The sequence below is a fragment of the Chryseolinea sp. H1M3-3 genome (assembly GCF_029360725.1).
Taxonomy (GTDB): domain Bacteria; phylum Bacteroidota; class Bacteroidia; order Cytophagales; family Cyclobacteriaceae; genus Chryseolinea.
This window is the reverse complement of record NZ_JARKMY010000010.1, coordinates 658,125-682,972: the sequence shown is the minus strand read 5'-3', so window position 1 is coordinate 682,972 and position 24,848 is coordinate 658,125. Positions and strand designations below refer to the sequence as shown.

16 protein-coding genes are annotated in these 24,848 nt (G+C 40.8%); 12 read left to right on the top strand and 4 right to left on the bottom strand.

The features are described 5' to 3' along the window. Positions 1 to 623 precede the first annotated feature (623 nt). On the bottom strand, positions 624 to 1,094 hold the full coding sequence (locus P2W71_RS19705; RefSeq protein WP_276373036.1) for a peroxiredoxin: 471 nt from the start codon (positions 1,092 to 1,094) through the stop codon (positions 624 to 626). Between the two features lie 809 nt (positions 1,095 to 1,903). Here P2W71_RS19705 and P2W71_RS19700 point away from each other — a divergent pair. From P2W71_RS19700 to P2W71_RS19645, 12 genes are all read left to right on the top strand, one after another. Beyond that, positions 1,904 to 2,887, top strand: a complete 984-nt coding sequence (locus tag P2W71_RS19700; protein WP_276373035.1) for a tail fiber protein — start codon at positions 1,904 to 1,906, stop codon at positions 2,885 to 2,887. 7 nt (positions 2,888 to 2,894) lie between these two features. Beyond that, positions 2,895 to 3,971: a hypothetical protein gene (locus P2W71_RS19695; RefSeq protein ID WP_276373034.1), complete on the top strand. Its 1,077-nt coding sequence runs from the start codon at positions 2,895 to 2,897 to the stop codon at positions 3,969 to 3,971. Between the two features lie 11 nt (positions 3,972 to 3,982). Further along, entirely contained in the window at positions 3,983 to 4,891 is a 909-nt protein-coding gene (locus P2W71_RS19690) for a hypothetical protein (RefSeq protein ID WP_276373033.1), read from the top strand. A gap of 18 nt (positions 4,892 to 4,909) precedes the next feature. After that, positions 4,910 to 5,893 carry a hypothetical protein gene (locus tag P2W71_RS19685; protein WP_276373032.1) on the top strand — a complete coding sequence of 328 codons (984 nt, stop codon included), beginning with the start codon at positions 4,910 to 4,912 and terminating at the stop codon, positions 5,891 to 5,893. A 172-nt stretch (positions 5,894 to 6,065) separates the two neighbouring features. Continuing rightward, a complete protein-coding gene (locus P2W71_RS19680) occupies positions 6,066 to 7,082 on the top strand; it encodes a hypothetical protein (protein ID WP_276373031.1) in 1,017 nt (338 codons plus the stop codon). A 4-nt stretch (positions 7,083 to 7,086) separates the two neighbouring features. After that, positions 7,087 to 11,148 carry a hypothetical protein gene (locus P2W71_RS19675; RefSeq protein ID WP_276373030.1) on the top strand — a complete coding sequence of 1,354 codons (4,062 nt, stop codon included), beginning with the start codon at positions 7,087 to 7,089 and terminating at the stop codon, positions 11,146 to 11,148. A gap of 5 nt (positions 11,149 to 11,153) precedes the next feature. Then, the gene (locus P2W71_RS19670) at positions 11,154 to 16,892 is read left to right on the top strand and encodes a DUF6443 domain-containing protein (protein ID WP_276373029.1); all 5,739 of its coding nucleotides are present in this window, start codon (positions 11,154 to 11,156) and stop codon (positions 16,890 to 16,892) included. A 10-nt stretch (positions 16,893 to 16,902) separates the two neighbouring features. After that, positions 16,903 to 17,325 (top strand): hypothetical protein, encoded by a 423-nt coding sequence (locus P2W71_RS19665; protein ID WP_276373028.1) that lies wholly within the window; start codon positions 16,903 to 16,905, stop codon positions 17,323 to 17,325. 394 nt (positions 17,326 to 17,719) lie between these two features. Beyond that, positions 17,720 to 18,994 (top strand): hypothetical protein, encoded by a 1,275-nt coding sequence (locus tag P2W71_RS19660; protein WP_276373027.1) that lies wholly within the window; start codon positions 17,720 to 17,722, stop codon positions 18,992 to 18,994. A gap of 138 nt (positions 18,995 to 19,132) precedes the next feature. Beyond that, positions 19,133 to 19,552 carry a hypothetical protein gene (locus tag P2W71_RS19655; RefSeq protein ID WP_276373026.1) on the top strand — a complete coding sequence of 140 codons (420 nt, stop codon included), beginning with the start codon at positions 19,133 to 19,135 and terminating at the stop codon, positions 19,550 to 19,552. Beyond that, positions 19,491 to 20,081, top strand: coding sequence for a hypothetical protein (locus P2W71_RS19650; RefSeq protein ID WP_276373025.1), 591 nt, complete (start codon positions 19,491 to 19,493; stop codon positions 20,079 to 20,081). Before P2W71_RS19655 ends, P2W71_RS19650 begins: the two co-directional genes overlap by 62 nt. A gap of 31 nt (positions 20,082 to 20,112) precedes the next feature. Further along, positions 20,113 to 20,724, top strand: a complete 612-nt coding sequence (locus tag P2W71_RS19645) for a hypothetical protein (RefSeq protein WP_276373024.1) — start codon at positions 20,113 to 20,115, stop codon at positions 20,722 to 20,724. Between the two features lie 461 nt (positions 20,725 to 21,185). Here P2W71_RS19645 and P2W71_RS19640 read toward each other — a convergent pair whose 3' ends face one another. From P2W71_RS19640 to P2W71_RS19630, 3 genes are read right to left on the bottom strand one after another with little or no spacing between them, the layout of a single operon-like run. Beyond that, complete coding sequence (locus P2W71_RS19640; RefSeq protein WP_276373023.1) at positions 21,186 to 22,706, bottom strand: hypothetical protein; 1,521 nt, start codon at positions 22,704 to 22,706, stop codon at positions 21,186 to 21,188. Continuing rightward, positions 22,672 to 24,276: a hypothetical protein gene (locus P2W71_RS19635; RefSeq protein ID WP_276373022.1), complete on the bottom strand. Its 1,605-nt coding sequence runs from the start codon at positions 24,274 to 24,276 to the stop codon at positions 22,672 to 22,674. The genes P2W71_RS19640 and P2W71_RS19635 overlap by 35 nt, the downstream gene beginning before the upstream one ends. Beyond that, on the bottom strand, positions 24,273 to 24,677 hold the full coding sequence (locus tag P2W71_RS19630) for an EVE domain-containing protein (RefSeq protein WP_276373021.1): 405 nt from the start codon (positions 24,675 to 24,677) through the stop codon (positions 24,273 to 24,275). Before P2W71_RS19630 ends, P2W71_RS19635 begins: the two co-directional genes overlap by 4 nt. Positions 24,678 to 24,848: the final 171 nt, after the last annotated feature.

Below are 24,848 nucleotides of genomic sequence, written 5' to 3'. Positions count from 1 at the left end.
GACGAAATTTGAGGGCCATGTGGTTAATGGCAGGTGCCGATTAGTGCAGGCTCCTATTTGGATCCGATTTCCTGAGTGGTGAATGCGTGCTGGCAGGCGCGAACGAAGGATCTGTTGCAGGTTAACGTACTGCCCACGCGCGCACTTTCAAACGGTAGATCCTTCGTGCCGCACTTGCCTGGCTCAAGCCCTTGCACAGGACAATCGGTAAATTGGGAGTGTGGTCTTTCATACATCAGATTCCTTTCCAAAGATTCGATTCCAGGGTGTCGATGAATGCAGGCTCCGTTAACCGGGCCATCGAATTGTAATACTTTAATGGCGACAATTATATAACATCCCTAACAGGATTACGCGGCTATGGAAAAAATTTTTCTACCAATATAACGTCCCTACCGGGACTTGATGTGCTTTAAAAGTCAGCACTGTTCGCTTTATAATGTATATCAGTTTATTACAACGTGAATCAATCTATTGCACACGACTGGTGCCGTTAGGTATCCAAATATCGGTAGCACTCATTTAGAGATTTAGCGGAGTGCCGTAGGCATGACATATAGTTCCTACGAAGTCTAAAGATATTATACAGCACGCTTCTCGCGGACTAACACTATGAATAACATTCAACGACTCACAGACAACGGCTTACTCACTTGCTCCACCATCATTTTAATATGTCGCTTGCTGGAAAAAATATTCTCATACACTGCAAGAATTATTTGATTTTTATCCAGCAAATACGTTGTGCGTTTTGTAAAAGACGGAACAAGCGGAAGTTGTGTTTTATAGAGTGCGCAGACTTTGCCTCCTTCGTCGGCTAACAAATCAAAAGGAAGGTTCAAAGTCTTTTTGAATTTTTGGTGACTTTCCAAAGAATCTCTGCTGATGCCTATGATCTTAATATCAAGTTCATTAAATACTTCAAACGTATCACGGAAGCTACACGCTTCATTGGTACAGCCGACAGAAAAATCCTTTGGATAGAAATAAAGGATGCATGGTTTTGCAAGCATGTCTTTGTAAAGGGAGAAATTCCTTCCATTGGTGGAGGGAAGTGTAAAGTCGGGAGCTTTTTGGTTTACGGGTAGCGGCATGAATTGGATTACGCTTGTGTAATATATTAAAAATTAATTTATCGGAGCCAGCAGTCGTGTAATTGTACTGTGATGAAGTAACGGCGCGTCTCTAATAGCGCCGCTCTCTAAAATTGTTTCGCGTGACAAACAGCCCAATTAAACAATTCTTAAAATTAATTTATTTGTTTGAAGGCATGTTGATGTAAGGATTCTTTGAAAAAGACAATTCAATCAATATCGTTCCCACGTTTATGCTGTCCTAATTTACTATTTACTATCGCCAGTAGCCCTAGTGTTGTGATGTACTATTTCCATAAAAAAATAAGAAATCTGTCACTTATGTTGAATGTTCCAGTGCACACGTTAAACATTTTAAAACGACCGTTTAACGAACAAAAAATAATTCTATCGATATTTTTTATTTCTCAAAACACTTTGTTACAATTGTATCACAAGACGTTGAGGTGCGAATAGAAGTGTTAGCACGATTATAAAAATCCCTTTGAAATTTTACTCTATTGTATATAAGTCAAATCCTAAAAAATATAATGAACTGTTGGTTTTGCGAGTAATAGTTGTGGGTTAGTTGAACCTGAAGATTACAATCGAAAAATCATGTTTAGGTATTGTTCCTTGCTCTAAAAGAGCGAGTGGAACTTCTATGAATTTAATAACCGATGTCTGAAACAACGGTATTGGTATGCTATTGTCCTGATATTAGTAAATATGTGGTGAGACGTTGTGCGTGATTGATAAAAGAAAGAAAATGAATTGCAGCTTAAAAAAATCGAATTGCAACAAAATCAAATACACTTAAATCGATGGCTTTGAATAGACCAATTTCTTACGTTGGACTGTGGATCGCGATTTTATCCAGTTATAATGTACATAGTCAGACATTATTTGTTCCTACGGGTACAAGTGGAATAGGAGCGTCAACAAATGGGTTTGTGGGTATTGCTACTCCGTCGCCGAGAGGAAAATTTGATGTTGACGGTGCAGGCGATATTTATTTGTCGGATGATCCATATGCTGGAACTACACAAAGTTTGTATATACCTGGGCATGTTTACATAAGTCCCTATGCTGGTAGTAATGTAAGTTATTTCCAAGCTCGGCGTCCAGATAATTCGGGGTCAACATCGCTTCAATTTCGAACGACGAATACCGGGACTTTGGTTGAGGCGCTGATGATAAAAAGTAGTGGTAGTGTTGGAATAGGAACTGTCGACCCTCAAGCTAAACTCGATGTTGTTGGTGGAGTAAGTTTCACTTCAGGGAGATTGTATCAATCCGGCGAAATTCCAAACGATAATAATGCGCAGTTTTATAACCATTCGGCTACAGGATATGGTCTTTACTCGCAAGGTGGGGGAAGCGGACGATATGCATTTCATTTTGTGAATAAAGAGGAAGCGACAATTCTCTATGGACGGGGCGATGGAAACGTTGGGATAGGTACCATCGAGCCCGACGCGAAACTTGCAGTGAAAGGACACATTCATACACAAGAAATCCGTGTCGATATGACAGGCGCTATGGTACCCGACTACGTCTTTGAAAAAAATTACAACCTCCGACCGTTAGCACAAGTAGAAAATTACATCAATCAAAACAAACACCTACCCGAAGTCCCTTCGGCAAAAGAAATGGAAGCGACCGGTGTAAATCTTGGCGAGATGAATATGCTGTTGTTGAAGAAGGTGGAGGAACTGACGTTGTATGTCATCGAGTTGAAGAAGGAAAATGAAGCACAACGTAGACAAAATGAAATTCAGCAAAGGGAAATTGAATCCATAAAAAATAAATGAAAGTAATATGAGATGGATCAGTCTCGTGGCGTTTGTGATAATTAGTTATTATAATTCATTCTCCCAGGCGCTATATCTTCCTGGCACTACTTCAGGAATCGGACCTTCAACCAATGGAGATGTTGGGATAGGCGTAGCAACACCTCAAGGTACTTTACAAGTAAATTCAGCACGCCCTATAATATTAAAAAACAATGGCCAGCAAGCGATTTATGGAAGTGAACTTGGTTTTAATGCAATTTTAAACACAGGTGTCACACCAACTAAGTTTAAGAAGCTGGGAGGAACGAGTCAAATGGGTGGGGCCTCCGTTGTGGTGGACTATTGGGGAAATATGTTTTTTCAAATGTATAACGCTGGTACCGAAAATGAATCCATCACTAATTATAATCCAAGTGTTTCTTTTTTAAACAATGGCAGGGTTGGCATTGGTACAATACTTCCGCAGACGCTGTTAAATATAAACCTGGGCGCAGGAGATGCAGCAGCAGGAACTCCGGCTTTTAGAATTGGAGGAACTAATAATTATGCAAGTCTGGAGTTAGGAATTAAAGGTGCTTACGATGGAATGATTAGCACCTTTGGAAATGACCTGCATGTTTATGCAGGCAATTGGAAGACTGCTGGTGCTACAGCGACTGAGAACCATAACATTTCGTTTTACACGAGCCAAGCCGGCTCTTCCAATTGGAATACTGCAAAAATGTATTTGAGATACGATGGTAATCTCGGAATCGGTACTGTGAACCCCGATGCCAAACTTGCAGTGAAAGGAACAGTACATGCAGAGGAAGTAAAAGTGGACCTCAACGTTCCTGTACCCGACTACGTCTTCGACGAAAAATATTTCCTTCGCCCACTATCAGAAGTAGAAAATTACATCAATCAAAATAAGCACTTACCTGAAGTACCTGCAGCAAAAGAAATGGAAGCGAAGGGTGTAAACCTTGGGGAAATGAATATGCTATTGTTGAAGAAGGTGGAGGAGTTGACGTTGTACTTGTTACAACAAAACAAAACTATCGAGCAACAAGCTCAGGAAATTGAAATTTTAAAAAAGTCAATGAGCCCCAATAAGAACTAAATATTAATGCGATGATTAAAAATTTTAAACTCTTATTCTTGTTCCTGACACTGTTTTTGGTGGATCAATCTTATGCGCAATGGGATATAAATGGGAACAATTATTCTATGGGCACCTTAGGAATTGGTACCGCAACACCAGACAAATTATTACAGATTCAAAGTAACAATAATCCGACGCTCGCGATAGGTAAACTTAATACCAATACCGCGGGGAAAAGCTCGCTAATTTTTTACGCCGGAAATACTTCAGTTTCAAATGGATTTACAATTCAATACTTAAAAGATAATTCGAACGATCGGCTGACCTTTTTAGATGGAGGTCTTGTTGAATCACTCACGTTAAAAAACGGCGGCAATGTTGGCGTTGGGACATTGACACCAAACTATAAGCTCGATGTCAATGGAGCCGTTGCTTTGAAAGGCCAAGCTGTATTGGATATGGCCGCAAATGAAATATACGTTGGCGACATTTCTTCTAACGAAGGTCTAATTGACAATCTTAGTTTTTTTACTCGTGACACAAGAAGAATGTATATCGATGGTAATGGCAATGTTAGCATTGGAACAACAGATCCAAGGGGGTATCGACTGGCAATAGCCGGTAAAGCCATCGCCGAAGAAATTGTAGTAAAGCTCCAACAGAACTGGCCTGACTATGTCTTTGAAAAAAATTACAACCTCCGTCCGTTAGCAGAAGTAGAAAACTACATCAATCAAAATAAACACTTACCTGAAGTACCTGCTGCAAAAGAAATAGAAGCGAATGGTGTGAACCTTGGCGAGATGAACATGCTGTTGTTGAAGAAGGTAGAGGAGCTGACGTTGTACCTGTTACAACAAAATGAAATTAATAAGGAACAGGCAAAGGAGATTCAACTGCTCAAGAAAAGCCTGCAAAGTATAGAGCAGAAAAAGTAAAATATAATAAAGTCAGTTATGAAACGATTAACATGGTTTAAAATTGTTCTCTTTTATTTCGGCACATCTGTTAGCGTTTTCGCTCAATGGCAGCCCCAGAATAGCGCAGGCACAGATGTTGGTAACATATATCACTTAAATGGAAATGTAGGTATTGGCACCAATAATCCGACAAGCCCACTTCAAGTCAGCGGATCAGTTCCTGAACTGAATGTGCAGGTTTACAATACCAGTGCTAATGGTGCACGGACTTTCCTTTCTGCTTTTCCTTTCAAAAGCGCTATTCAAACCGATATGGATTTTGCCATCATGACAAACGGTGGTGGATGGTCTGATAAATTCATTTTAAAGAATAATGGTAATGTTGGCATCGGAACGACTAATCCAAACCAAAGATTACACATAGTAGGTGCCGCGAGTACGTTCTTAAACCTCGAAAAATCTGGTGATAGTAATGAAGCTGGTGTTCTTTTTACCAAGGCGGGTACAACATTGTTCTATCTGTACAGTGATGATACTAGCAATGCCCTGAAAATTCAAGCGAGTGGACTGAGCGGAGAAGTTGATGCAACTCCAAGAATGCAATTTCCTCTTAGTAATAAGAATATTTATATGGTTGAATCTGGAGGGAATGTAGGCATAGGAACTACAGATCCTAGAGGATATAAACTCGCAGTAGCCGGCAAAGCAATCGCTGAAGAAATTGTAGTGAAGCTCCAAGGCAATTGGCCAGACTACGTCTTTGAAAAAAATTACAACCTACGTCCATTAGCAGACGTGGAAAACTACATCAATCAAAACAGACACTTACCTGAGGTACCTGCGGCAAAAGAGGTGGAAGCGAATGGTGTAAACCTTGGCGAGATGAACATGCTGTTGTTGAAGAAGGTAGAGGAGCTGACGTTGTACCTGCTGCAGCAAGATAAAACCATTAAAGATCAAGCCGCTTCAATGGAAGTGTTTAAAAAGCAATTGCAAGCGCTTGAGTCAAAGATAAAATAATTGGTAAAGTTGAAAAGCCATAGTGATCGAAGTGATTAACTGAGTTAGTCGAAAAAACGTGAAGAACTACATACAAGGTATACGCAGACAAGATATTTATCTTGATGGTTTGAGAAACATAAAACTTGGACTGTTGAATGGATTTTTTTATTAATAGTTTGTCTTAATCAATATGAAAAAAAAACAAAAAAGACGATTTTCGATACTCTGTTTATTCCTGGTTCTTGCCTCACCCATCTTTGGGCAAACGCTTTCAGAAATTCAAATGAGAAACGCGCGAGCAACAGGTTACGCTATCGTGGCAGCGCGTAACCCAGGACAGAGTTTCTCTATCTATGTTATACCATGGGATGGAGTAAACACGCTTGAGTACAATGCCAACACTCAAATCAACTCCGGTTGGCACGCGCAAGCCGCCATAAAAGGAAATTATTTCAATCAAACTTTTGATGGTGCAGATTTCAGTGAGTACAGCAGCGTCGTTGTTAGTCAACAGGAGTTTGATACGCACAAATCGACAGGCACGCAATGGTGGATTGTATGTAGTACATTATCTCCTTTTGCTGCATCGATCAACTCTTTAGCCAGTGGGAATATTGGACTTGGAACAACCAATCCAAGTCACAAGCTGCACGTCGCAGGAACCGCAAATACTTTTCTCAATCTTGAAAAACCTGGAGATAGCCATGAAGTTGGCGTTCTATTTAGTAAGGCTGGTTCTACATTGTTTTATCTATATAGCGATGATGTCAACAATGCCCTTAAGCTTCAAGCAGGAGGTTTAGGAGGTGAACATGATGGCACTCCAAGAATGCACTTTCCTCTTAGCAATAAAAATATTTATATGGCTGAATCGGGTGGGAATGTTGGTATCGGCACCACTAATCCTGGGGGTTACAAATTGGCCGTTGAAGGAAAAATAGGAGCAAGGGAAGTAGTGGTTACGACAGCCGCGTGGGCTGACTATGTATTCGACCCTACCTACAATCTCAGACCGCTTTCAGAAGTAGAGACTTATGTAAAAGAAAATAAACACCTTCCGGAAATTCCCTCCGCTAAAGAGGTAGAGGTCAATGGAGTTAATCTGGGTGAGATGAATATGTTGTTGTTGAAGAAGGTGGAGGAGTTGACGTTGTATGTAATTGAGTTGGAAAAGAAAGTTAATCGTATCGAAAATTCGAAAAAATAGGTCTATGAAAAAGTGTTTTCTTGTCGTTACAATTTTAATGGGTTTTATTTTTTGTTATGCGCAGGATGATGAACCCACCTCGGCGCCAAAGATTAATCCTTTTAGCCTTAAAGGTGATAATCTCGGGGCAATTGCAAATTCGGTGAATCTATACACTGGAGATTTAAATTTACCACTAAACCTAGTGTCATTATCTGGCAATGGAGCATTGGGTGTCGACGTTTCTATTATGTATTCGTCAGCAAGTATTGAGAACTTAGATGATGTATGGAATTTAGACGCCCCCACGGGAGTGCTAGGGCTAGGATGGACGCTGGCTTATCCGATGATTGTGGTGGATAATAAGTCAACAGGGTCAAGAGATGACGATGAGTTTTACCTGATTGAAGGTGGTGTTTCCACCCGACTTTTTTGTATCGCAAACAACTCTGGCGTCAAAACGTATAAAACAAAAACCTATACAAATTGGGTAGTTAAATTTACTCCTTCCTCTGAAAAGTGGGAAATAACAAAGGAAGATGGTACCAAATACATTTACGGTGACCAAAACAGTGGTAGAAATACAGTTCAGTGGATTGTAAAATGGAGTAATTGGATTGGAAATAGCAATGTCGCTAGTAATCAGCGTCAAGGACTTGTGTGGAACTTGTCAGAGATTAAGAACATTTGGGGAGAAAAACTAACATATAGTTATTTAAATGATGAAAACGTGGTTGGCGCGGGATCAACCCATCATACAGAAGCGTCCTATCTGTCAAAAGTGAGCGATAGTTGGGGAAGAGAAGTAGAATTGGTTTATAAAAATAAATTGGCGGCCGAGTATGCTGATCCACATACAGAACTTCCTGAGCCAGACGCCTATCAAGAGCGGTATGAAAAAAAATATCTTGATAAACTTCTTGTCAAGATCGATGGGATCTCTTACTACGAAGTTCAGTGTAAGTATGTTACTAATTTATTAGGCACAGGAAATCTGACAAAGAGGTTATTAAAATCGATAACCCACGTGTCCCCTACTGGCGAGCAAATACCGGTGACCTTTGACTATCTAACAACCGGAGATATGCGTGGCAGTCTTAACAAAGTGACAAGTCATGCGGGAGGTAGCGTCGAATTTACTTATGGAATTACGAGCAGGGTACAAACACAAATGGTTGCTACGGCGCCTAGTGGATACGCTGAACCGCAGGTATTCATGGGCCCAGATTATCATGTAATAACTTGGAGACAATATAACGGTGTTGACCATGTTAAGACTGGTAAAGAGGTTCAAGCATACGTTTATTCTTGGGAAGGAAGATGGGTAGAGAGTTCACTTGGCTCAATAGGCAATGTGGAGCTTATGCCTAACGATGACCAAGATTATTTAAAAGAATGGGATCATGATTACCTGACCGCCACGGGAAGAGATTTTTTTGCCATCCTTCGACCAGTATATAATACAAACAATCACACTTTGTACATATTTCACAAAAGCGATGTGTTACCTGGTACCTGGATTTCAAACACCTATACAATCGACTTGGGAACGCACGATCCAAAACGTGAACAAATATTTGCGGGAAATAATTTTATTGTTGTAAGCAACAATAACGGAAAATTGTTCCGATATGTTTGGGATGGTAACTCGTGGAGGTCCGACGTTATCACGGAAACAACTGGTACACATTTTACAACAGTAAATAACAACTACTTAATTTCTCATAATACGGTTCCTAATCCGGATGCCGTCACTATGTATTACCTTGATGAACTATCCAGTTGGCAAACGAGAACTTTTGGTAACACCTTCAATAATGGAAGCGGTTCGTCTTATTGGCATGGTTCAAACAATTTTGCTGTTGTAATGGCGAATGGCAGCAATGAATTCATTTATAACTGGGATGAAAACTATAACAATATCACTAGGGTTGACAAAGGATTATCTTATACTGATCATTCGTTTGTTTATGTCAGTGATGCCACAATGGGGATAATTGCGCTGAACTCCGCGGACAATTCTTTTAAAGGCCGTGTGTTGCGATACAACGGAAATACCTGGATCGATTTAGGTGAGAAAACAAGTCAAACGAGGCAAGCGGCGGTTGGAGAGGATGTTTATGTTCAAAATAATTGGAAGATGTATGAGTCGCCCTTTACCTCGGTGAATGGCTACTACACTTTCAACGCTAACACTAATAGTTGGAGCAACGAAACGCAAGTTGTCAACACAAATGGCTTAGTTCCAACTATCAATGTTGGGATTAACTATTTTACAGTCGACAAGTCTTTGTTTTTTAAACAACCAGGTGGTTATACGGAGACAACGAGCGCTTTGTCATTTGATTATGATGTTACTCCTGTTTCAGGAAGATACATTGCAGGAAACCCTGCAATCTATTCTTTGAAGAGCGGCGTGCCATACACTGGTCTTCCAATGGCAAATAATAATTGTTTTAAGGTAAGGTATTCTACGTCGCATCAGAACTATCGATATATGGTGAGTCCAACCACAATTGTGGGTTGCTCCCCTTCATTTAAAAATGATTTTTTAAATGCCACCTCGCTACAAATGACGTTGGTTACTTCGCAATTTTCCAACACGCTTGTCGACTTTCCGGTAAAGCTGATCACGATTAACGATTCATATAAAACCTTTTTCACAACTGTCATCTATGATGATACTAACGTATTAGGTGATGAGAATACAAGTTTTTACAATAAGGTAACAGTTATTCCTGGTGTTTCGAATGAATTGACTAAACCTTTTGGATATACTGAAAATTATTTTTTTAATGGACGATCGCAGACAGAGCTTGCGAATACAATTCCATATGATGGGGGACTTGGTAATGCACCTTGGAACTATAAATTGCTATTGGGTCAAAGATATAAAACTAAAGTCTTTAACTCTACCTCAACACTAGTCTCTGAAACTTCTATCACTTGGAACTTAGAAAATACGGTCATAAACAACAGCTCTTCAATTGCAGTTGGCAAGGCTTATCTTCCTCGTCAATATAAAGTGAATGCTATTCAAGACGGAATAGAAGTCGTAACTCAAAATGGATTTAATTCTACAACTAAGCAATTAAATTATCAACGTATACATACGGAGAGCGCAAATGGTGACGATAAGGAAGTTATGGAATCGGAAATCATTTATGCGCACGAGGTGTACCCCTCTTGCGCCTCAAAAAATATCTTATCACCGGTTGTTCAGACAAAGAGAAAAATTAATGGGAATATTTATACAGAAAGTGTGATAACTCGATGGAAAGACTGGCCATGCAGTGGCCCTAATTGTATCTACACCAATGTACCTTCCCCTGTTGATCAATATGCTTGGAAGTCAACGAACACTTCAAACTTTACATGGTGGGACGTGACTACCCAAACGCCTTCTTCTGATTGGATATTTAAAGGAAAAACCCTGACCAGAGATAATTCTTGCGGAATAGAATTGGAAACGCAAGGCGTAGGCAACCAGCTTAATTGCTTATTGCTGGATCAAACAAAACGTAACGTGGTTGCGGCAATTTCAAATTCTGTTCTTTCTAAAGTGGCCCACTCAAGTTTTGAACAGACTGAAAATTCAGCGTCAGGGAACTGGACAAGTTGGGAAGCAGTAACGCCAACCGTAGGCAACTCAAAAACTGGGGAAAGGTATCTGGTATTAGGAACCACTGGTATAACCAAATCAGGCCTATCAAATTCTGAAAGCTATACGGTATCTTTTTGGGCAAAATCAACGAATGGTTCGATAACCATCGATGGTATTCCGGGAATAATCAATTTAGGCAATATAGCCTCATGGTCGCTATTCGAATATATTGTGACAGGTGTTTCGAGTATAACGCTTAAACGTAGCGGCACAACGGAAGTTCAAATCGATGAAGTAAGAATCTATCCCACCAATGCAAGAATAACCACATCAACACATCACTCATTATTTGGACCAACGTCTAATACAAGTTCAAATAATCAAACTATGTATACGGAGTATGACAATGTTGGGAGGGTGAAAAACAGACTTGATCAAAACCGAGATATTGTTCAAACTATTCTCTACAATTTTAAAAAATAGTGACAATGAAAAAATTCTGCAAAAAATATTTTCTCGACGCATGTCGAAATCTAGTATTCACTTACGTTGTAATTTTGTTCTTGTCTTTTGATGCATACAGTCAATGCACCACCCCGTCCCCCTCAAGTCAGTCGGGATGTCCTAATCAGCAATACACCTTAACCGTAACATCCATAAATATATCCGTTACTTCGCACAGATGGTATACGGCTCCAAGTGGAGGTACGCAAATTAGCCCCACTACAAATGCAAGTATTAGTAACGGGTGGCAATCAACTTACACCAATGTTTTCTCGAGTTCGGTAACGTATTATGTAGCAGCAGTGTGTAGCGGAACTGAAATGACCACAAGAGTTCCTGTTAGTTTCACAAATTCTGGAAGCACCCTTGCCATCTCTACATCTTCTGATCCCATGGCAGTGACGCCGGGCGCTAGTGTTGCCCTGACAGCATCTTCAACTGGTGCGAGCTATCAATGGAGATATGGTAACACTGTAAGCGCAATTATTGGGAATACGACCATTAATGCTACTAAAGGTGGGACATATTATGCGTCAGGTAACAACAATTGCGGCACTTTGCAATCGGGTTCCATCCAGGTAAATTTTTTGCCCGTTGCCGATGCAGGCCCCGATAAAACTGTTATTGGAACTACCTGCACGATATATGGTTCGGGATCAGATCAGGACGAGCAGTCAATTACTTTTTCGTGGACCAAAATATTACCGTCAACAGAGGTCACCATGACAGGTGCGAATACAAGCAATCTAAGTATAAGTGGTCTACCCACTACCGGCCTGCCCCAGACCTTTGTGTTCAGGCTAACCGTTACTGATGCCTCAGGCAGATCTCATGCTGACGATGTGAACGTTGCTGTCACTAGCTCTACGAATAATAACAATTATGTTCTCACTGAAGCGGTTAAGATCCCGGGGCAAACGACAAACGCACAGGTTGCTGCACTGACAATCCCAAATAAAGCAATGACCTACGGATATTCAGACGGACTTGGTAAACCGTTGCAGACAATAAACAGACAGGCATCACCCTCCAGTACAGATTTGATTCAGGCGTACGAATATGATCCGCTGCAACGGCAAAAAAATTCTTATTTGCCTGTTCAACAAAGTCAAACAAATGGAATGCTGATTGGAAACTTATTGGGCAATGGAAACTATGTAAATAGTACACACTACACCGTATATAATTCAGGTATAGCCGGCGTACAAGCGGATTCCAAGGCATACTCGTCGGTGGAGTTTGAAGCTTCACCACTTGGACGGGCAACAAAACAAGGATCGGTAGGCACTGGGTTCCAGCCAAATGAAAATGACGTAGATGTGAGCTACGGAACCAACGGTTTGGACATACGTCTTTGGACTATAAGTTCGAATCTGCCAGGATCCACCACGGTATGGGAAGCCAATTTGCTACTAGTCATCACGTCAACAGATCCTCAAGGGATACAGTCTCAGGAAATAACCACACGCCAAGGCCTCAAAATTCTTACAAGAACCAATATGGGCGGAGGCAGCTGGGCTGAGACGTATTATGTCTATGACAATCGAAATAACTTACGATTCGTTCTTCCTCCTGAATTGATTCGTATTATTAAAACAGGAACCTTTAGAAATCCCACGCAGGCGGAAATAGACACATGGGCATATCAAATGGTATATGACAATGAAGGGCGCGTTATTGAGGCGAAGGGCCCTGGAAAGACAGCAAATGATTGGTCATACTCTATTTACGACAAACGGGATCGAGTAGTGTTAACACAAGATCCAAAACAAAGGCTCGGCAATGAGTGGAGCTATACAAAATATGATGATTTTAACCGCCCTGTTATTTCTGGAATCTATCGTCCCGGTAGCGCAATTTCTCGTGCGACTATGCAGGCTAATATTGATGCTTTGAATAGCAATCAGGGATATCAAAATATATCGCCTCAAACGACCAGCGGCGTAAAAGCGGCACTTGATATTGTAATTAAGTCTTACGAGGGTATTAATGATTACAGGGCCATTAATTCGATTGTTATTAAACCAGGATTCACCTTTACCGCTGGTGTGACCAGCACTTCCTTTCTTGCCCGAATTGATGATGGCTCATCGGGCACGAGCGCCGATGCATTTCCGAAAGTGAATGATGAACCGCTGGCAATTACTTTTTACGATGATTATAAACAATGTGGTATTTGTCAAGATGCGAACTTTGGCTTTTCCTCGGAGACATGGGTAGGGACAAGTAACGAAGCTTTTTCAAAAACAGATTTTGTAAAAGACCAAGTAATTGCCGGAAGCACGAAAATATTAGGGACGAATACTCAATGGCTTCATACCGTTTCATACTTCAATCGAAACGGAGAGGTTATTCAGACAATATTTTCAGATCATCTGGGGGGCCGCCAACGCAGTTCCACCCTGGTTGATTTCACTGGAAAAGCACTGGAAAATCTTACGACATACAGCGGTTTGAACATTGGTGTATCCACAGTTCGACGCCGGTTTGTTTATGATAATTCTGACCGGTTGCTAAAGACATATCACCGGATTAATAGTCAGCCAGAAGTTGTTTTAACCGCGCTAGACTACAATCCAGTAGGGCAACTCATAGACAAAAAAATTCATAGTGCTGATAACGGAAGCACTTACCTTCAATCGATAGACTATTCGTATAATATTCGCGGTGATCTCTTGAAAATGAATAGTACGTCAGGTACTGATGTGGGAGATCCGACGGATTACTTTGGAATCGAGTTTGCAAGAAATAATGTTTTTGGAGCAATGAATACACCACGCTACGATGGTTTTATTAGTGGAATAAAATGGAGAACAGACCTACCGGATGCTACATTGAAAGTAATGGAAAAGGGCTATACCTACAGCTACAATAACTTAGGGTTCATTTCAAGTTCAACGTATAAACAAAATATATTTGGGGATGGAACGAGCAACTGGGATCAGCCCCAAAATTCGTCCTTCAATGAAGATGGAATTCAATACGATTACAATGGAAATATTCAGCAGTTGGCGAGAAAAACAAAAACTGGGCCTACATCCGTCGTAATAGACCAGCTTCAGTATAACTACGGAAGCTCATCGGGTAATAAACTATTTTATGTAACAGATAGCGCACCTGCTGGCGACAAGGATAAGGGCTTTAACGATGGAAACATCTCCGGTGATGATTATGAATACGACGTAAATGGAAATCTGACGAAGGATAGAAATAAGAACATTAATACAATAACGTACAATTTTCAGAATTTGCCGGATCGGATAACTTTTGGAGATAATTCATATATTCAGTATACGTACGATGCATCCGGCAAAAAACTGAGTCAGGTATACTATAACGCTGCTAGTCAAACTTCACTGAAGACCGACTATGTCAACGATTTAGTTTTAGTAAATGATCAGTTTCAATTTCTTCTTCATGAAGAAGGAAGAGTTGTATCACCGGACTACAACAACTTGGTACCTACACCAGCTCGTGAAGCAAATGGAACGGAAGGTTACACTGCTAGCGGTACCGTTACTATTACAAGCGAACCTTTAAATACCCAAACTTATGTGAAAGCTGTATGTAATCAATCAACGAGCACGCCTGGTGTATTACCGATTGGAAACGCAACATATCCGGTGAAGCCCGGCGAAAGTTATTCATTTAAAGTGTTAGGATATCAATCTGTTGGAAATTCTGCTAAGCTATATGTGGCATCAACAACCAACGACATCATATGGCCGGGTGTTGAGTTACCTCAAGGTGCTGCCAACGAGACGTGGGTGACGGCAACCTTTATCGTGCCGAGCGGTGTCACGCAGATTAAGCTTGGTGCCCTTTGGCAAACACCTGTTATTGGAAGCACATTTTATATCAACCGAGTAGCGCTGTATAAAACAGATTTTGAGTATCAGTACTTCTTAACCGATCAAGTTGGAAGCGCACGTGTAGTGTTAGGCACAACGCCTTCAACGCTTACTTACACGGCAACAATGGAGACGGAAAATCATCCAAATGAGACAACTTCTTTTTTTAATCTGGATGCGAGCCGATACACACCACATCCCTCCGCAAACTCCACGCCGGGTGGAACGAAAGCTTTGCTAATGGATAATAACTACCGCGTTGGCCCAGCCCGAGACTTTAAAGTATTTCCTGGCGATAGAATAAATGCAACGGTCCAATCTTATTATCAAACGGGCACATATTCAGGACAATTGTATGCTGCAATGACATCTGCTGTTGCCGATGTAATAAGCGGTGGGAATACCGCAGTTACAGACGGAGTTGCCTTGGCTTACAATAATTCTGTTAATCAACTGCCTGGCTTCGCGTTGTCTACAAACTCCCCCTCGACCTCGAAGCCTTCAGCATTTATTAATTATATTTTATTTGATGAGAGTTATAAACCTCTCGAAGCAAAATCACAACCTTTGGGCGGAGCAAATGTGCGCCAACTAATAACACTTCCGGAAATATCCGTTAAGGAACGTGGATTTGTTTTCATCTATCTAAGCTACGACGACCAAGGTTCTCTCCCTGCTTATTTCGACGACTTCAAGATTACCTACACGGAAAGCCCTGTAATACAAATCAATGACTACTATGCATTTGGGCTAAGCTCAACGGAATGGGTACGCGACGGCGAGGAAGATAACAATTTTCTCTTTCAAGGCAAAGAGGTAAACAATCAAACCGGGCTTCACGATTTCCATGCAAGGCAGTACGATGCCGTGCTAGGAAGGTGGTTGGTTAATGATCCCAAGGCGCAATTTACTTCACCGTATATCGGTATGGGAAATAATCCGGTGCTGATGGTCGATCCTGATGGAGAATTTGCTTTTGTACCGGTTATCATTGGCGCGGTTATAGGCGCATATTCTGGAGGAACAATAGCAAATAACGGTGAAATGAATCCTGGTAACTGGGATTATCAATCCGGCAAGACGTGGAAATATATGGGAGCCGGTGCTGTTGTTGGTGGGGTATCGGGCGGTCTAGGGGCTGAGATAGCAGCTTCGGGTATGGCATTCTCGAACACAACCGGTATCTTATTTTCATCATCAGTAAATGCAATAGGAACCGGATTTTATACTGGGGGCGAGGTCGTTCCTAACATATCCTTCGGCTTTGCCTCTTATAGCATTTTAGACAACCAATGGGGTTTTCTGGGTAAAAAAGGAAATTCGGCAATGGATAATTTCAGTTACACTATGGGGGCCGTTGCGAATGTCTCGGATATATTAGCAGGATTCAAGCCTGGGAATGTGGAACTACGCACGGAAAATGATCCTGGTTATTATAAATCTTTGGATGCAGAGGGAAATCCGATTCCCCGCAAGGACTTGATAGGCCATTCCCAAATAGTAGACGAAAAAGGTAAAATACTCATCGATTGGGGACCGGTTGACGGAGTTGATGGATTTGGTGATTGGGTTACTGGCACGAATTCATATGAGGGTGGAAGCGCAATAGCCTTGAGCAAAATGAAATGGGGCCCGATCAAGATAACGGGGGTTAATGTAGATAGAATAACAAAATTCTCTGAGAAGATGGCTGAAAGTGGAAATAGTTATAACCTTGTGTTCAACAGTTGTGTATCTATGACCTCGCGAGCATTGAATATGTCGGGAGTTTTAAACATTGGTATTCATCCCTATATTTTACATGCGCAAATGCATTTGAGGTCCATTGGATTTAGGCCTTCGCTATTTTCCTATCACCTGCAAAATCGTTAAACATTACCTTATGAAAAGTATTTTCATTCTTTGCAATGTTCTTTTAATAACGTGTTCGTCATTAGCTCAAATGAATATTCACTCGATGCACGTCTACGAATATTTTCCTGATCGTGGATTTACAACCGCGGGATTAACGACAAAGATGCAAGAACTAAAAGCCAATGGAGTTAAAAAAATTGCCGTACCTACATCCGATGTTGAGTTGCTCGCCGGAGTTATGAATCGCGCAAAAGTAAAAAAACATATTCAGACGAAGATCGGAATCGGCGCTGCTTTTGGCCAAGTCGTAATTGCTTCAGACACTTTAGACGTCATAGTTTTGAATAATCTAATTATAGACTTAACAAACTATGTCAACTACTGGATCAAGGACGATGGCGACCAAGCACTCGTCTTTAAGTTTTTGCAGAGGATGCGAAACGTAAAATGACTGCCGTCTTTGCTCGTATAATTACAAACGTATAAAAGTTATTCGCAGTTTGCGAATCGGATCATACAACATGGACTGCCAATTCAACAAGATTTTGTTTATTGCTTTGATTTATTGTTGTATTTCAAATTCGACGAGCAATGCGCAAATTTGTCCGCAAGATTCTGCACAATTGTTAAAATCTTCGTATGACACGATCGAATTCAAATTTCCTGAGCTTTTTAAACGTCGACCTACTCCGCAAATTGAAAAAATAAGTGACAACATAGAATTATGTGACCATCAATATATCCGTTTAATACGAAAATTATATGTACAAGAGCGTCCTTTCTCGTTGAGGCTCGACAGTCTTACTAGAACGTCAAATCAAAAGGTTTTAGTAAACAAAATGGTAATGCGTACCTCATCACAATTGGATAGTTTATCATTAAAAAAAACAAAGCTAGATCGCAAAACCCAGTTGCCAAATGAAGTGGGCAAAAAGGCAATTACAGCAGATAGCCTTTTGGCAAAAGGTCGTGCAAGAGTTTATACTAAACTTTCTGGCTTTCAACAAAACGGCGTGAGCGACTTATCGTCTGATCAAGGCTTGCCTTCATTACCTTCTGTTTCATTACCTGGAGGTGATGTCGAAAATCTAAATTTACCGAATGGATCTATGTCAAATATTAAAACTGGTGGCGTAGAAATGCCGCAAGCAGATTTATTGGGTGCATCCATGCCTGGCATAGAACAACCGTCCATTCCTTCCGTCAGCAAACCAGCAGGTATGGGAAATTATTCGGAGAAAATAACCGAGATAACTGACCAGGTAAAAGATTATCAAAAAGAAATCAAAGATTTTGATCCTGGTAAACTCGATGAAATAAAAAACACTGACCAATGGGAAGATAAACTTTCCGAATTGGACGAAGTAGAAGAAGTAAAAAAGCAAATTGATTTGGCGGATCAGGCCAAGCGTTATTACGATCCGGAAGTGGCCAAAGAAGAAGCATTGAACAAAGCGAAACAAGAAGCTATCAATCATTTTGCTGGCCATGAGGAAGAATTAAAAGCGGCGATGCAGCAATTGTCAAAACTAAAAGCAAAGATGCCCGATACCGAAGGCGTGGTCGATTTGTTTGCCAAGCGTCAAAATCCATTGAAGGATAAGCCATTCATTGAACGTGTTGTTCCAGGCCTTGCGCTACAATTTCAAAAACAGGGATCGGTCTGGCTTGACCTGAATCCTACTTTAGCCTATAAAATCTCTGGAAGATTTGTTGCCGGCCTGGGCTGGAACGAGCGGCTTGCTTATGATTTTGATAAAGCGAGTTGGGATGCCAAAAATCACATTTATGGTTTGCGTAGTTTCATTCATTTCAAGGCGAAAGAAAACTTTTGGTTAAAAGGGGAAATGGAAGTAATGAGAAGCCCTTTGCGCGCTACACCCCTCAGGGGGTCCGATATAGTTGGTAGAGGTTTGGTAGCGAGTTATTTCGCGGGAATAAAAAAAGATTTTCAACTCTCCAAGACGTTAAAAGGAAACGTTCAAATGATTTACAACCTATATAATCCTGAAAAGAAAAGCCCCTATATAAACAGATTTAATGTTCGGATGGGTTTGGAGTTGCCTTTGAAGAAGAAGCCAAGGCGAGTGAACGGTGCGGAACCTGAATTAAAGCCGTAAATAGCCTTGCAAAAAACAATGCTTGATCGGGAACAAAACCCAACTTCCGATAAATTGATCGAAATACTTTTTCAACAGCGATACTTTAAAGGCGGGGATTGCTCCAAGAAAATAAGACGTACGTTAAAAACCCATTGTATGAAAACCACTTTGACAATTCTTCTACTCGTCACATTATTAATTAATACTTACGGGCAATACAACATTAATGGAAATTATACAATTGACGGTAGCTTAGGAATAGGTACACCCACTCCTAGTCACAAGATCGATTTGAGGGGTGGAACTATGCAGGTAGTAAAATTACAATGCGGGGGTTATACATTTCTTGGCCGAAACAATGACGCAGGAAATGATTCCTACTTTTATCATTTAATTAGCCCTAGCTATCATATTTTGGGCTCATCAAAAAACGGCACAGGTACCTTGCGAAAATTAGGATTTGCTCTTGGACTATCGGATTCAGAAAGTGATATTAAAATGACTATCGATAATAATGGCAACACGGGTATCGGAACCAATACCGTCTTCACAATTACACATTGCTTCCAACAGTGATCATGCGTTTACAATCAGCAGAGCTAACGGCACAACTGGTTTTAGAATTCTCAGAAATGCGCAAGAAGGAAATTTTTACTTTCAGATTGGAACTGGAACAAGTACGTGGGAAACGAAAATTAAAATAGGCGAAGGTGAGGGCGCAAATACCAAACTTATTTTCATCCCAGACGGTGGGAATGTTTTAATCGGAAAACTAACGCAAGTGAATCCTATTTATAAGTTAGATATAAGTGGATCAGTTCGTTCGAACGAAATAGTAGTAAATACTACTGGAGCAGATTTCGTGTTTGATGCGAATTATCAACTAAAGGAATTATCTGAAGTAGAAAAATTCATTAAAGATAACAAACATCTTCCCGACATTGAACCCGCCAAAGAAATGGAAAAGAATGGATTGGAACTTGGTAAAATGGATATGAAACTCCTTCAAAAGGTAGAGGAACTCACACTCTATTTAATTGAGCAAAATAAAAAAATCGAATTGCTGGAGAAAAAAATAGCTGAGCTTACAAATAAGTCAGAGTAGTCTAGTTAAAGTTATGCCCTAAAATGCTGTCATGAAAAACCTGTTACCCTTATTCATTTTATGTTGTACTTCTCTTGTCAGCCTCGGGCAAACCCAAACCTACAGTTTTTCCAAGAAAGACAAACTTGTCAAGCTCACCAGCAAAACTGATTCGATTACTTTTTCTGAATATAAAAAGATTGATCGCAAGACATCCGGAAGCGTTGTTAATATCAATGACGTTTCATACAAGTTTGTTGTTAAGAATAGCAAGCATGGCCGATTTCAAGAGGTGCAGGATAGTTCTGGTAAATTATTGGCAACGGTGTTTCTAAATGATATCAATCGAAACAATGTTGTGTTGCCTGATGGAAAGCAGTTGAAATGGCAGCAGACTGGCAAAACCAGTTGGGGTTATTTTGCTGGAGAGAAAGAGGTTGTGAAAAGTTTTTATTACTTCGAGGGGAAGACTAAAAAGTTTGTAGTTCAGAACTATGATTCCACTTTTGTCTCGCCGGTGTTTGCTGCAATTGCGATGGAATATGGGATCGGCAATTCAAAAAACAGTGCCACCTCGAAGCGAACGGTGGGAACTATGTTTGCAATAGCCGGCATGATGGCAGCCGTACGGTTAATAATGAGTTCCGCTGAGGAGGATTTGTAAGGGGTGAGGTAATCAAGAGGATTTAGATGAGAGTCGTTTCGTCCGCGTTAGCTGGACCATAGAATTGTACGGATTTTAGTAGGCAATTATATGCCATCCCTAACGGGATTACGTTGCGCGTAAAATGTTTTTCTACCGGTATATCGTCCCTAGCGGGACTTTGTGGGGATGAAATTCGAGCCGCTCCTTTGCCATCCGATTTCCTGAGTGATGGATGTGTGTTGGTAACCGCAATGATGGATCTGTCGCAGGTTAGTTAGTACGGTGTTCCAGGGGTGCTCTTTCGGCAGGGGCAGATCCTTCTGCGCCCGCACGGGCCATGGCGCGAACCCTTGCTCAGGACTTCGGTAACCGGGGGTCGGGTTCTTTCGAACAGCCAATTCTTTTAGACATTGGTAAATTGAGAGAGGAGGTCTTTCAAACATTTGATTCCTTTCCTTAAGACCAATTCCCGGGTGTCCTTACTGGCAACTAATTTTATTAATAAAAAACACACGCCTTTTTCCGGTCTTTGGATTTGTTATTTCCTGGATGCCGTAGGCGTAGAAGAAATCCTGGTACCAATAATCTAATTTGCTGATTTCGGTTTCTTCTTTTTTTATGATCTCATTTTCTCTTATCGTCTTGATGGGCTCGAAGGTTTTTCCTTCCAGCACTTCGTTATTCTGAATGATCTTGCTGCGGAGTTCGTTCTCGAAAAGGTAGAGCAACGCAATGCGGTCTTCCTGGATTTCAAGTTTTACGAATTGTTCAAGTGTAAAAGTTTTAACATCGTTTATTTCGAAGCTGTTATCCCATAAAAGTTTTCCGTTTTCATCAAACCCCATTACAACGGCATGGGTATAGCTATAGCCATCAAATACGCGTCCGTTACGGATACTGTTATATGCAGGGTTCCCTGAGAAAAATCCATAGCTGGTTTCAACGGATTTATAACGCGGATAAAATGCTTCGCCTAACAGGATAAATTGGTTATTGTAGGGCACAATCTCGTGAACGAGAAAACGGTAACTAAACTTGATTTTTTTGCCTTTCACTTTGCGGCGTTCAATCCTGTCTTTTACTCGCTGCTCCCGTTTAGCTTTCATGTATTTAAAAAAATTCTCCAGGTCGCCATAGTTGTAATAGCGTAATTGTTGTACGCCATCAGGCGACACGCTGGCCAAAAAAAGTCCGCGTGAATATTCCGAATTACGGCCGCCATATACGCCGGCGATCAATTGCACGTCTTCTTCTGTCTTCATCGCGCGTGCAAAGATCAAGTGTTTATTTTCTTCGGGATTAAGGGCGTAATTACTTTGAAGTTCGCCATTTGCGTCGTAGCTTTTTATCCATACGGTTTGTTGCTTCAGGTGATTTCGTGCGCTGATTAAGACATCAAATGTTCCGTCCGGAAAAGTTTTTACCTGCGTAAGTTCACCACTCTCATTCAGCAGACCTGGGAGAATCTTCGAACGTTGTGTAGTAAATGAAAAATAAAGTACTACTGGAACCTGATTGAAATACCCGCCAATCAACGCCGCCTTTTCTGTCACCTGAAATTCTGTGGGAACAAAAGGAATGAAGTTTTTGACCTGGTAGTTGATGTAGTTACCGTTGGCCTGCGACACAGCGAAAAGCTGCATGTTATTGCGTTTCAGGTCGGGATGTCGGAGTAACAAGAAGAAATTTCCGCCGATCGCCCTTTTGGCAATGAGCGACATTCGTTTGTCAATGGATAAGTAACCTTTCCAGTTTACCAGGAAGGCGGTATCCAATTTTATCAATTCAATTTTGTCATCATCCGAAGCGTGCAATCGTCGGTGAAGGTAGATGCCATCCTCCTGCGAAGGCATTACCTCATAATAGTCGTTTTTCTCAACGGGAAGTTCATAACGATTTGTCTGCAATACCTGCTGCGCATTGCCGGATTGAAAAAACGTTAAGAGAAGGAATAATGCAACTCCATTACTTAACCACCACTTTGTTAATGTAAAAAACATCCCTTACGCGGTCCTGTTTGGTTGTGTTTCGAATTGTCTGATAGCCCCAAACGTAAAAAGAATTTTGTAGCCAGTAACGAACGCCACCCTCCAGTTCTTTTTCAGACCTGATCTCATCTACCGGGTCGCTTGTTTTTACTTTAATCGTATTCTCTCTTGCCTGGTTATCTTGAATACCTATTACTTTTACTTTTAGTTCCGATTCCTTCTTATAAATAAAATAAAGGCTATCACTGGAGAGATGATAATCAGAAACCTGCTCAATGCCTGGCAATTTCATTTCATCCAATTCAATACTATGATCCCAATTAATCTTTCCATCGCTGCTAAAGGATAATAAAACCGTTTCAGTGGTCCTGATTTCATTTGTGTTTCGGGTGTTATTATTATACATGTAGGGACGATACATCCTGCTTAATCCGGAATAGTAATATCCATAGGGATAAAATCCGTAGGGGCTATAATAAGGATTATAATAGTACGGGCTCGAATAGTATGGATTCATGCTTGAAACCGGGCTATACACTTCTGCCAGCAACAGAAATCCTTCCGGGTATTCTGTCACTTTAAAGGGCATCACATAATTCATATAACTGGGTACTCTGCCTGCTGCAGCATCATCACGAGAATTTTGTTTGAGGCGTTCCGCTCTTTTGGGAGGAAGATAATCCAGGTAATTGGTGAGCTGGCCGAAGTCGACATACTTGATTTTCTGATCCTGAAATGGATCCACGTTTAAAAAGTAGAATCCTTTCGCTTGCTTTGAATTACGTTCGCCCCAAGTTCCCATGATGGCAAGGTCTTCACGTTCCAATGCACTTGATATGCCAGTCTGTAATGATTTCTCTTCTTCAATGGGGATGACATCTTCCAGCAATTGCTTTCCGGTTTCATCGAAAGTTCTGAGAACAAGCTTGCGATTGTCCTTAGAACCACGATCGATTAGGACCGTGTTAAAGGTGTTGTTTTGGTTGGTACGAAGATCCACCAACTCGGTGTCCTTTTGAAAAAATCCAGGGATCACGCGAAGTTGTTTTGCAGGTAATTCGTACAGCACAATGGCAGGTTCGTTGTTTACATATCCACCAAAAACGAAATTGGTCCCTGCTTTATTAAAATGTGTGAGTTTAAAATCAAGTTCCGGTTTAATTTGATAGCGAGCCGTCTCTTTGCTTTTTAAATTTACTTCGTGCAATTCAAAATCATTCTTTGTTGTCTCGCCGGTTCGGTAAAGCAGGAATAAATGGCCGGGGGAAACTTCGTAGCCGATCATTTTATACCTGTCGTTTACTTCCAGGTCCAACGTAAATTTTTCTTGCAGGGCCGTGTCAAGTACGGTGAGTTCCCAAAGTTGATTATTGCTTTTATATTTATCGCGTTCGCGGAATAAAGCAAGTCCTTCTTCTTTTAGGGAAATAATATTGTAATAGTCGTCTGAATTTTTTTGCTCACGTTCATAGCGTTGCGTTTGGGATATTTGTGCAGGAGCGGATACGCTGCAAAGCAAAGCCAGCCCAAACAGGAAAGTGTTGAACACAGTGTAGCCATTCATAGACAGTGATAATTTCATTTTGTTTCGCTTAAAGCCAGTATGAGGTCGAATTCTTCGGCTTTTACAGGTTGGACTGACAGTCTCGAAGCTTTTACTAATACCATATTAGCTAAACGTTTATCAGCTTTAATTTGTGCAAGGGTAACAGGATTTTTTAGTTTTCTATCGGGGGCGAGGTCGACGGCTACCCAGTTGTTATCTTTTGGCTCGGGATACCCTTCCTTGATGATTTTGCTGATTCCAACGATGGCTTTGTCTTCGTTACTATGATAGAAGAAAGCGAGATCACCTTTTTTCATGGCTTTTAAGTTGTTGCGGGCTTGAAAATTTCGGACGCCATCCCAAACGGTTTTTTTATCCCTTACCAGATCGTCCCAAGAAAAAGTGCTGGGTTCACTTTTAACTAACCAATAGTTCATACGTATAACTTTTATTGTACAAATTAGTAAATAGTCTTTGTATTTTCAGGATTAAGGTTTGATGGCTGGGCGGATTAAATAATGTAAGGAAAATATAATTTCGTTATCATTAAATAAATTCCAACTGCATGCGAACATTGTACGTCCAATGCTATTAAATATGAAATAATC

Coding starts and splice junctions, on each gene's coding strand:
- P2W71_RS19630 (WP_276373021.1), bottom strand. CDS start 24,677: ATGAACTATTGGTTAGTTAAAAGTGAACCCAGCACTTTTTCTTGGGAC.
- P2W71_RS19705 (WP_276373036.1), bottom strand. CDS start 1,094: ATGCCGCTACCCGTAAACCAAAAAGCTCCCGACTTTACACTTCCCTCC.
- P2W71_RS19670 (WP_276373029.1), top strand. CDS start 11,154: ATGAAAAAATTCTGCAAAAAATATTTTCTCGACGCATGTCGAAATCTA.
- P2W71_RS19695 (WP_276373034.1), top strand. CDS start 2,895: ATGAGATGGATCAGTCTCGTGGCGTTTGTGATAATTAGTTATTATAAT.
- P2W71_RS19655 (WP_276373026.1), top strand. CDS start 19,133: ATGAAAACCACTTTGACAATTCTTCTACTCGTCACATTATTAATTAAT.
- P2W71_RS19635 (WP_276373022.1), bottom strand. CDS start 24,276: ATGAAATTATCACTGTCTATGAATGGCTACACTGTGTTCAACACTTTC.
- P2W71_RS19640 (WP_276373023.1), bottom strand. CDS start 22,706: ATGTTTTTTACATTAACAAAGTGGTGGTTAAGTAATGGAGTTGCATTA.
- P2W71_RS19660 (WP_276373027.1), top strand. CDS start 17,720: ATGCGTACCTCATCACAATTGGATAGTTTATCATTAAAAAAAACAAAG.
- P2W71_RS19690 (WP_276373033.1), top strand. CDS start 3,983: ATGATTAAAAATTTTAAACTCTTATTCTTGTTCCTGACACTGTTTTTG.
- P2W71_RS19650 (WP_276373025.1), top strand. CDS start 19,491: ATGGCAACACGGGTATCGGAACCAATACCGTCTTCACAATTACACATT.
- P2W71_RS19680 (WP_276373031.1), top strand. CDS start 6,066: ATGAAAAAAAAACAAAAAAGACGATTTTCGATACTCTGTTTATTCCTG.
- P2W71_RS19645 (WP_276373024.1), top strand. CDS start 20,113: ATGAAAAACCTGTTACCCTTATTCATTTTATGTTGTACTTCTCTTGTC.
- P2W71_RS19685 (WP_276373032.1), top strand. CDS start 4,910: ATGAAACGATTAACATGGTTTAAAATTGTTCTCTTTTATTTCGGCACA.
- P2W71_RS19665 (WP_276373028.1), top strand. CDS start 16,903: ATGAAAAGTATTTTCATTCTTTGCAATGTTCTTTTAATAACGTGTTCG.
- P2W71_RS19675 (WP_276373030.1), top strand. CDS start 7,087: ATGAAAAAGTGTTTTCTTGTCGTTACAATTTTAATGGGTTTTATTTTT.